The 8,655-nt window shown below is 55.0% G+C and carries 12 protein-coding genes; 8 read left to right on the top strand and 4 right to left on the bottom strand.

The features are described 5' to 3' along the window. Positions 1 to 627, bottom strand: a 627-nt coding sequence (locus tag AAC035_RS15160) for a metallophosphoesterase (RefSeq protein WP_339805599.1), incomplete at its 3' end; no start/stop codon positions are given. Beyond that, positions 621 to 1,145: a hypothetical protein gene (locus AAC035_RS15155; protein ID WP_339805598.1), complete on the bottom strand. Its 525-nt coding sequence runs from the start codon at positions 1,143 to 1,145 to the stop codon at positions 621 to 623. The genes AAC035_RS15160 and AAC035_RS15155, both read right to left, overlap by 7 nt. 479 nt (positions 1,146 to 1,624) lie before the next feature. On the opposite strand from AAC035_RS15155, the gene AAC035_RS15150 reads away from it, so the two are divergent. The 7 genes from AAC035_RS15150 (at position 1,625) to AAC035_RS15120 (ending at position 5,587) form a co-directional block, all read left to right on the top strand. Beyond that, positions 1,625 to 1,978 carry a hypothetical protein gene (locus AAC035_RS15150; RefSeq protein WP_339805596.1) on the top strand — a complete coding sequence of 118 codons (354 nt, stop codon included), beginning with the start codon at positions 1,625 to 1,627 and terminating at the stop codon, positions 1,976 to 1,978. Continuing rightward, positions 1,953 to 2,681, top strand: a complete 729-nt coding sequence (locus tag AAC035_RS15145) for a metallophosphoesterase (protein ID WP_339805594.1) — start codon at positions 1,953 to 1,955, stop codon at positions 2,679 to 2,681. The genes AAC035_RS15150 and AAC035_RS15145 overlap by 26 nt, the downstream gene beginning before the upstream one ends. Further along, positions 2,674 to 3,318: a 3'-5' exonuclease gene (locus AAC035_RS15140; RefSeq protein WP_339805592.1), complete on the top strand. Its 645-nt coding sequence runs from the start codon at positions 2,674 to 2,676 to the stop codon at positions 3,316 to 3,318. The genes AAC035_RS15145 and AAC035_RS15140 overlap by 8 nt, the downstream gene beginning before the upstream one ends. Next, complete coding sequence (locus tag AAC035_RS15135) at positions 3,315 to 3,950, top strand: metallophosphatase domain-containing protein (RefSeq protein WP_339805589.1); 636 nt, start codon at positions 3,315 to 3,317, stop codon at positions 3,948 to 3,950. The genes AAC035_RS15140 and AAC035_RS15135 overlap by 4 nt, the downstream gene beginning before the upstream one ends. Positions 3,951 to 3,965: 15 nt before the next feature. Next, positions 3,966 to 4,205 carry a hypothetical protein gene (locus AAC035_RS15130; RefSeq protein ID WP_339805587.1) on the top strand — a complete coding sequence of 80 codons (240 nt, stop codon included), beginning with the start codon at positions 3,966 to 3,968 and terminating at the stop codon, positions 4,203 to 4,205. A gap of 7 nt (positions 4,206 to 4,212) precedes the next feature. Beyond that, a complete protein-coding gene (locus AAC035_RS15125; RefSeq protein WP_339805585.1) occupies positions 4,213 to 4,698 on the top strand; it encodes a nucleotidyltransferase domain-containing protein in 486 nt (161 codons plus the stop codon). A gap of 538 nt (positions 4,699 to 5,236) precedes the next feature. Further along, positions 5,237 to 5,587: a hypothetical protein gene (locus tag AAC035_RS15120; protein ID WP_339805583.1), complete on the top strand. Its 351-nt coding sequence runs from the start codon at positions 5,237 to 5,239 to the stop codon at positions 5,585 to 5,587. A 233-nt stretch (positions 5,588 to 5,820) separates the two neighbouring features. On the opposite strand, the gene AAC035_RS15115 is transcribed toward AAC035_RS15120, so the two are convergent. Then, positions 5,821 to 6,846, bottom strand: a complete 1,026-nt coding sequence (locus AAC035_RS15115) for an SEL1-like repeat protein (RefSeq protein ID WP_339805581.1) — start codon at positions 6,844 to 6,846, stop codon at positions 5,821 to 5,823. A gap of 458 nt (positions 6,847 to 7,304) precedes the next feature. Between AAC035_RS15115 and AAC035_RS15110 the strand changes: the two genes are divergently transcribed. Then, complete coding sequence (locus tag AAC035_RS15110) at positions 7,305 to 8,213, top strand: LysR family transcriptional regulator (protein ID WP_339805579.1); 909 nt, start codon at positions 7,305 to 7,307, stop codon at positions 8,211 to 8,213. A gap of 15 nt (positions 8,214 to 8,228) precedes the next feature. On the opposite strand, the gene AAC035_RS15105 is transcribed toward AAC035_RS15110, so the two are convergent. Continuing rightward, on the bottom strand, positions 8,229 to 8,588 hold the full coding sequence (locus tag AAC035_RS15105) for an amidohydrolase family protein (protein ID WP_339805601.1): 360 nt from the start codon (positions 8,586 to 8,588) through the stop codon (positions 8,229 to 8,231). Between the last annotated feature and the right edge of the window lie 67 nt (positions 8,589 to 8,655).

Here is an 8,655-nt window from a genome sequence, read left to right as displayed (position 1 = left end):
CCGCCGCTGACGCTGCAGGTCCTCCGGGCCCTGATGCAACAGCAACAAGTCGGGGCTCTGAGCTGTGACCTGATCGACCAGAGCCACGAAGTCAGCTTCATCACGTCGCTGGTGACGCCTCGGGTTGCCGATGATGCCACTGACACCGCCAACACGGAGGCCGGCGGCTGTGCCAACCTGCCCATCGAGCAGCGCCACCGAGTGCGGTAACGCCTTCGGGTCCGCCAGTTCGTCGTGATTGCCATGCACAGCGAGCACCTGCGGCACCAGGCCTGCGAACGCCTGGTAGACCTCATCCACCGGGCCCGTGCCACCGCGCTTGTGGCAGTCCGGGTAATCGTACAGATCGCCACACAGAAACGCCGCTTGCGGCTGCGGAATCGTTCCTTGTGCCACTAATGTCTTCAGCGCATCGGCCACAGGCACCCCCATCAGCCGGTTGGCGCCTCCGTCTTCACGGCCCTGCAGGTCGGAAGTGAAAATCAGCCCGTCTACGTCATCGGGCAACCCCGTGGCCCAGGCCCGATGAAACGGCAGACGATTGCGCAGCGGCTTTCCTGACGGGCCACTGGTGCGATGAGACAGCTCATGGAAAGGGGCCGGTTCAACACGGACGATGCTCACCATTGTCCATTCACCTGCTCGGCAAGCCAGCGAGCAACCCGCTCACAGATGTCATCGTTCTCCTCGGGTCCGGCCAGGCGGCAGTCGAGAAAGGCCAGCGCATCGTCGATCTGCTTTTTGAGAGGATCGTCCGGATTCGCCACAACGATCCCCATCGATCTCGCCCCAGGCTTACCCTGCTCGATGGCCCGCTGACGTTCCCGCACCCATTGCCCGGCCGCCTCCCGGTCAGCAAACCGCGGTGACTGACGAATAAAGAATCGCGTAGGGATCTCGAACCAGCGGCCATCGCGGGCGTAGGCCACGATCTCACCGGACATCTCCGGCAGGTAGGCCGTATCACTCTGCAAGGCCTCCAGGGCGCTGCGGAAATCAACGAAAGGCTCGGGGAACCGGTCCCGGAGGTCCAGCGCCCGGTAGGCAAAAATGACATTCAGCGGTCCGGACGCGAGTTCATCGGCGTGAGCGCCATAGGCGTCCAGACCACTGAGCAGTTGGTTTTCCGTGGGTTTCTCAATCATCCGGGAACCTCTTGGGGGGCTTTTGCACGCAGAAAGTAATACAGATTGTATTGCTTGCTCATGTTGAGGTTTTACATACAGTTATTTATAGCATACGCTGGGATTTTTGGCCTGCCAAGGTAGGAACATGACAGAGGCAATCACAGAAGCATGAAATAAAACCGGGATGGGGGCTGAGGCAGGTCTCGACCGACACAGGCGGCTGAAATGACGCCTCTTGGGCGATGTAAGCAGGCACCTCATACATAAGACGCGACCGGATCGTCCATGACCTTGAGTAAAGCCATAAAAGCCGTCAGGTATCTGTTTTTAAATAATGTTATCCATCATTCGATGGGTAGGCGGGGTGCAAACACCTCTCGATACGAATACAGATTGTATCATTACCTACTGGTTTTAATTCGCATACAGTTTGTGAGAAAATACCTTCGGTAGTTTGTTTAGTCAGGCGGTGAAACCGCAGAGGTACAACGATTCAAATGGCTGATACCCATGACACCAACCCGTGGTTCGGGGACTTTGTGGAGCTGGAGAACCTGGTCAGCGATCCTCGTGCGTGTTTTCAGAAAGCGCCCCTGGCGGTTCGTGACGGGGGACAAACACTCGGTTACCTGATCGATCCTGAAGGTTTCGAGGCGGTGATGGCGATGGCCGTGGCCTATGAGAAGCAACGTACCGTGACGGGGCGCCTTCGACTCACTGGTGACGAACTGCGCGCCATTGGCCAGGCAGGCACACGCATGCTTAGTGAGCCCACGGAAGACGTCCTGGCCCTTTTAAGCGAGTTTAGCGAAGTGACTTTCAGCGATGAAAGCAACGATCGAATCCCATGACATGAGACGTGACCTGATTGTCCATCAGCGTATCGAACGCAACTCGTCGGGGCGGGACTGGGTCTGCGGTGACCTGCACGGTCGTTATGCTGACTTTCGTGCCGAGCTGGAAGAGTCCGGGTTCAACCCCTCAGCCGATCGGCTGTTCCTGCTTGGAGACCTGATTGATCGCGGACCGCAGTCACTGGAGATGCTCCTCTGGGCACTGGAAACCAACCATGTCCACAGCACCCTCGGCAATCATGAACTGCTGTTTATGCAGGGCGCCACCCACCCTGGTTACCGGGACAAGCACCGGGCCCTTGGCGGCGGCTGGGCGGATGACATCGATTTCAGCCTGTATCGGCGCCTGACCACCGGCTGCGCCAACCAGTTTCCGTTGACCATGACCCTGGAGTGCGAGCACGGCACGCTGGGCCTTGTTCACGCCCAGAGTCCGTTTGATGACTGGCAGCAGCTGAGCCGTGCCGAGTATTCCGACCCGCTCGCCATCCAGTGCACCTGGCCCTGGAGCCGGGTAAAAGGCGCAAATAAGCCCATCACTGGGGTGTCAGTTGTAGTGTCCGGTCATATCGGAACCCACGACGTCGTCACCCGGGCCAACCAGATCTGGATCGACACCCTGGAAGCGTCCGGGCGGCCGACGCTTATAACAGCGGACAACCTGCTGGCCTGGATGCAGGAGGGCCTGAGTAATGACTGAAAGCCCACGGACCAATGACAGCCCGCTGTTGCTGGTGGACCTGGAAGCCACCTGCTGGGAGAGCCGACATTCGCCCACAGGCGAGCCTCAGAGTGTGGAGAACATGGAGATCATCGAGTTCGGCTGCGCCCTGGCCACCCGGCAGGGCGAGCTACTGGACAGCCGCTCGTTTCTGGTAAGACCCACCCAGTCGCCGATTCTCAGTGATTTCTGCACAGCGCTGACCAGCATCACTCAGGCGATGGTCGATGAAGCCCCGGGCTTTGGGGACGTTGTGCCATTACTGGATCAATGGCTGGGTGAAACCACAGACTCGTTCATCTGGTGCAGCTGGGGCAATTACGACCGCCTGCATATCCTGGCGGACGGTGCCAAACATCGGTGCTGGCCAGCCTTTATGAGTTACCCGCACCTGAACCTCAAGCGGATCTGGCGTCGGACCACCGGCCAAAAGCGCAAAAATGGCCTTGCCCATGCGCTGGCGTATCATGATCTGTCGTTTGAGGGGCATCACCACCGGGGTGTGGACGATGCGCGCAACATGATTCGACTGCTGCCGTTTATGGACTGGACACAGGAATCCGCACTGTTGACCCATCCCGATCGTGCCCAGTCCACCACTGGAGATCACGGATGAGGCTGGTCTGTATTTCCGATACCCACAGCCTGCACCGACGCATCCCGGAGATCCCGGATGGCGATGTGCTGATCCATGCAGGTGACTGCCTGGGTGCCGGGACGCTGGCCAATGTGGAAGATCTGAATGAATGGCTTGGCTCCCTGCCACACCGATACAAGATCGTGATTGCCGGCAATCACGACTGGGTTTTTCAGGAAGCGCCGGAACTCGCGCGGGGCGCACTGACCCAGGCTATTTATCTTGAGGACAGTGGTGTTGAGATCGACGGCATCCGGTTCTGGGGTTCGCCCTGGACGCCCACCTTTATGGATTGGGCATTCATGCTGGAGCGTGGGCAGCCCCTGCATGAACGCTGGAAACGGATTCCCGATGACACGGACGTACTGATCACTCACGGACCGCCGAAGGACATTGGTGACGAGGTCGCCTTGGGATTCCGGTGCCAGAACGTGGGTTGCGTGGATCTCAAGCACCGGATTGCCCAAATGACGGGCCTGAAAGCCCACATTTTCGGGCACATCCATGAGGGCTATGGCGAATACCCGATGGGTGATACCCGGTTCATCAACGCGAGCACCTGCACGGCACGCTACGAACCGACCAACCCGCCCATCGTTTTGGACATCTGAGGTACGGAGGTTGTGATGACCGCGGAAGAGCTGATCCGACAACTGCAGACCCTGCCCCCTGAGACGCCCGTTCTCGTTGAGGGTTATGAAACCGGCTGCGACGAGATCGTGGAGTTGCAGCCACTGGAGGTATTCCGCTATCCGAGAGCACAGGATTGGGACGGCCAGTACCAAACCGACGGCCATGTGCGGCCACGTAACCAAGCATCGTTTCCGGCGGTGATGATACGAGGCCGGCGCGGGCATCTCAGATAGGCACTGCATGACACGGAAAAGGCAATATCACCTCAACCACCTGGTTGGTCAATGTGATGCGAATGCGCCGGTACCGCAGGATGTCCGTGACTGGGAGGATGCGCCGATGATCGGCCTTGAACAACGGGTTATGGATAGCCAGGTGGATATTCGTGAGTCGGTCCTGCTGTTCGCTGAAAAAATTCGACATGACTGTGACATCGAGAGACTCATTCTGTTTGGCAGCCGGGCCCGGGGCGATCACAAAGCAGACAGCGATGTAGATGTCGCAGTGATACTCCGTGGAGAACCCGGGGATTACGTAGGCACCCGACTGAAACTGGCCGGCTTAGCCTATGATGTATTGCTTGAGACAGGTGCGCGTATTCAGGCACACCCCGTCTGGGTCAGCGAATGGGCCGCACTGGATAGCTACTCCAATCCGCCGCTGCTCGAGAACATCGAACGGGATGGCGTTACAATCTGGAGTTGCACAAACAATGCAGCAGGCTGAGATCAGCCCAACCCAGGTCCGGTCCACCATGTCGAAATTAAAACTGGATAGGTTTCCGCAGATGTAAGGTCTAAGGCGTTCCGGATTACCACGCGGGAACTAGCCTCTGCAGTAGGCCTTGGAGTTGAGGCGACAACCAGATCAGAACGTGTTCGCTTCCCTATAGTGCCACGCTTGCGGGAAGCTTCAGCATTTCTCAGTCGCGTGCGGCTGGGCTGGCTCGGAAGCGGCTGCCTTGGCGTGGTGCCGGTCAACGAGCATTCCGTCACTGGGTAAACTGACGCCGTGGGAATTATTTGCCAAAGGCCGGAGCGATGATGTCGGTGTCTACCTGAGCCATCTGGAGAAAGGGGATCACGCTTGATCATAAAGACACAATAGTGGTGACAGCTATGGCGAAAACAGTTTATGGTGGCACCAGGTTAGTTGCACGAATCTATGAGGAAACTCGAGAGCTCATTGATCGAGCGGATGACCTATCAAGCCCGAGCCAGACTCTGGCTCATACTCCATCCGCACTATACACATAAGGGCCACAATGCCAAATATTAAAATAAAGCACTCTGATCATAAAAAATTTGATATGCTAAAAACAGCTCACCTTTTAATTGATCTTGATGAAAAGCTCGGATATATACCACTCGATCACATCCTGCATGAGCAAAGAATTTCAATTAATGAAACAGTACCGTTCTGCCGAGAAATTTCAGCATTTTTAATGAGCCAAATTATTGAGATACAAGACAAAAATAGCCATCAGTGGCTTTTGCTCTCACTAATCAATAGATTCAAAATAGACAGCAACGAACGAAAAATATATTTGCAATGGAACACGGAGCTAACCCCAGAATTCGCAAGAGCACTATTGATTAAAGAAATTAACAAATAAAACTCACCATGCGAAAATCAGCACGAGCATCTCGTATGGACCGAACCCTGAAGACGGCAAAAAAATCCTGAAAGATCAAGGACTTTTTTGAACTCACCTTTGAGGACATCATATGGCGAAAGGACAGCCACCAAACAACGAGCCCCACCGACATTGACCGTCTCTTTAGTCGCGAACCGTAAAGTCAGCGGCACGCAAGCAGTCGGGCAAGTTCGGATCTCCTTCACGCGTCGTTATTCGCCGTATCGTTCGAGCCACTGTCTTGCAAGTGACTGCGCCTGAGCTACCTGGTGTGGCGTCATACGTTTAGCAATCGCATCCCTATTTTTTGTTGCTTCTGTATTACCATTGAAACTCGCAAGATTGAACCACATATGAGCTCTTATATCGTCTTTTGGCACCCCGGAGCCTTCAGCATAGAGTGCTCCGAGATTGTTTTGAGCTGTCGAGTAACCCTGAAGAGCCGCGCTCTGATACAAACTTGCTGCTTTATTATAGTCTTGAAGTACACCAAGTCCATTTCGATAAAGTACTCCCAGATTATTTTGAGCTCCTGAATCACCCTGGATTGCTGCTCTCTCATACCAAAAGGCGGCCTCCTGGAAACTTTGCGGTACCCCGCTCCCATCCTCATAGAGTAAACCCAAGTTGAATTGTGCATCTGCATACCCTTGCGTAGCAGATTTTTCATACCAGTAAGCTGCGAGCAGCTTATCCTCCGAAATTCCATTTCCTACGTCATAAAGCAACCCCAGATTGAATTGGGCGACAGCATGACCTTGCTCAGCTGCTTTCTTGTACCATATTAAGGCATCCTCATAACTCTGAGCGAAGCCATATCCATTTCGATACAACCATCCTAAGTTATTCTGTGAATCAGCGTGCCCCTGCTCAGCCGCTCTTAAATACCAGGCGCCTGCTTGCTGATCATCTTGCGGGACCCCTTCTCCATACCGGTATAATACCGCTAACTGAAATTGAGCAGATACATGCCCCTGTTCAGCAGCTTTTCGATACCAATTAGCTGCTATCTGATAGTCCTTTGATACTCCGTATCCGTTTTCGTATAGGGTGCCCATCACAAACTGCGCATCTTCGTTACCCTGCGCGGCTATTGGCTCCATCTCTAGCAGTACCTCAGCATAATCAACACGCAGGAATGCTTCCGACGCGTTGCCTTCATCGGTGTTTGTAGCCAGGACAGGAAGCGAAGACAAAACACCCAACCAAAATAATAGGCAAGCAACTATTTTTTTCATCGAAAAATTCTCTTTTTCATTCCCATCGTGAAATTTATATCAAAGAATGTCAGCAACTTCTTCAAAATTCATTCTGGACTGTCAATGCTAGCATAGCCATGCGTTAGTGCTTAATTGGGCCAGTTTCACTACGCCACTGCAGAGCACAGGCTCTAGAACCATGAACTGTTGGAAAAATGAACCCATTGCAAGATGGGCCACCAAGGCACTACCGGGCCTTCCACCTGCTCTGCCACACTCTGGTAACGAAAACTGCGGCCATGCCATCTAATGGTTCGTTAATAGTCGTTAAATTAATCATCCGCCCTATACCAGTGCTTCGCTGTTCCCTACCTGCGCGCACGGAGTGGTTGCCTGCAGTCCGGCCCGTTATGTGCTTGATAAAGGTTTTCTTAATTGCGTCAGCCATCCACAGATGGTCCGATTGTGGGCGGCCGGTCGTTTTCCGGGTAAGACTTATGACTCCAAGAAGCTCCCAGTTTGATTCAACCGCCTTGCGATATTTTGAGGCGGCCGCCGAGCACCAGTCTGTGCGCCATGCAGCGCAGGCCCTGAACATATCAGCGTCTTCGGTCAGCCGGCAGATTGCCATTCTGGAAGATCGCCTGGGTATCCCTCTGTTCGAGCGCTGTCCCCGGGGACTGAGGTTAACCTCAGCCGGTGAACTTCTCCTATTCCACTTCAAACAAAGCGTCCGTGAACTGGAGTTCGCCCAAAGGGCTATTCGGGAAATGGCCGGGGTTTCGGTGACCAAACTGCGCATTGCGCTGGTAGAGACCGCATCCAGAGGCATCCTGGCGGAAGTGATGCGCAGCTTCTGGCAGGAAAACCCCCATGTAAAGGTATCGGTCACTGTCGCTGGTTCGGCGGACGTGGTGCGATTACTGGAACGGGGAGAGGCTGACCTAGCCTTGGCATTCGATGCGTCCCGGGAAACCGAGCGTTTTGTCTACGAGGTAGCCAACCTGCATCTGGGCGCGGTTATGGCCGCCGATCACCCGCTGGCGGCGTCAGGCACGCTGCGGATTCCCGATCTGGTCGGCTACCCAATTTTTCTACCGGATGCGTCGCTGATGCTGCACAGTGCCATCACCGAGCTGGAAAAGCACTGGCCTTTGAACGTGCAGCTGGTCACAAACTCCATTGGCGCCATGAGCCAGCTGACCGCCTGCAGTTCTGGTGTAGCCCTGAAAACGAGACTTGGGCTGGCAGATGAAATCGCCAGAGGAGAGCTGGCTTTTGTGAAAGTTCGTGAGCCCACGTTGGCTGTTCAGCGGTTGTCGTTATTGGTGCGCCGAACCATGCCATTCCCCGGACTGGCTAACCACATTGCCCGGATTCTGCAAGAGGTGAACGAGATCCGCTAGATTATGCCAGTTTGCTTACGAGGACAGGTGGCGCTTGAGCAAACTCAGGCCCACGTCTCTGGCCTGAGTGCGCATGTCGCCGCCACGGTCCGCCAACAGTTGGCCTTCCCTTACGATGACCTGGCCGTCAACCATAACCAGTGACACATCCGAGCCTCGGGCCGCATGAACCAGATTGGTAACAATGGTTTCAGGAGTGGCCGGCTGTAAGTGGAACTCGTCACACCGTACCGTGATCAGATCGGCAGGCATGCCGACTTCGATAACTCCAAGCCCGGGCATCCCAAGTGCATGGGCGCCATTTCGTGTAGCCATATCCAGAATCCGGGGTGCAGGCAGTATCCCGGGATCCCGGGCGACCCCCTTGTGCAGCAGGGATGCAAATTTCGGGTAAGCGGATTAAATGGTTGATCTTACCTTTGCATGAGAGTGAGACAGACCG

The sequence above is a fragment of the uncultured Marinobacter sp. genome (assembly GCF_963974375.1).
GTDB lineage: Bacteria > Pseudomonadota > Gammaproteobacteria > Pseudomonadales > Oleiphilaceae > Marinobacter.
Note: the sequence above shows the minus strand (reverse complement) of the source record. Positions and strands in the feature narration are given on the sequence as shown.

Coding starts and splice junctions, on each gene's coding strand:
- AAC035_RS15150 (WP_339805596.1), top strand. CDS start 1,625: ATGGCTGATACCCATGACACCAACCCGTGGTTCGGGGACTTTGTGGAG.
- AAC035_RS15120 (WP_339805583.1), top strand. CDS start 5,237: ATGCCAAATATTAAAATAAAGCACTCTGATCATAAAAAATTTGATATG.
- AAC035_RS15115 (WP_339805581.1), bottom strand. CDS start 6,846: ATGAAAAAAATAGTTGCTTGCCTATTATTTTGGTTGGGTGTTTTGTCT.
- AAC035_RS15125 (WP_339805585.1), top strand. CDS start 4,213: ATGACACGGAAAAGGCAATATCACCTCAACCACCTGGTTGGTCAATGT.
- AAC035_RS15140 (WP_339805592.1), top strand. CDS start 2,674: ATGACTGAAAGCCCACGGACCAATGACAGCCCGCTGTTGCTGGTGGAC.
- AAC035_RS15135 (WP_339805589.1), top strand. CDS start 3,315: ATGAGGCTGGTCTGTATTTCCGATACCCACAGCCTGCACCGACGCATC.
- AAC035_RS15130 (WP_339805587.1), top strand. CDS start 3,966: ATGACCGCGGAAGAGCTGATCCGACAACTGCAGACCCTGCCCCCTGAG.
- AAC035_RS15145 (WP_339805594.1), top strand. CDS start 1,953: ATGAAAGCAACGATCGAATCCCATGACATGAGACGTGACCTGATTGTC.
- AAC035_RS15155 (WP_339805598.1), bottom strand. CDS start 1,145: ATGATTGAGAAACCCACGGAAAACCAACTGCTCAGTGGTCTGGACGCC.
- AAC035_RS15110 (WP_339805579.1), top strand. CDS start 7,305: ATGACTCCAAGAAGCTCCCAGTTTGATTCAACCGCCTTGCGATATTTT.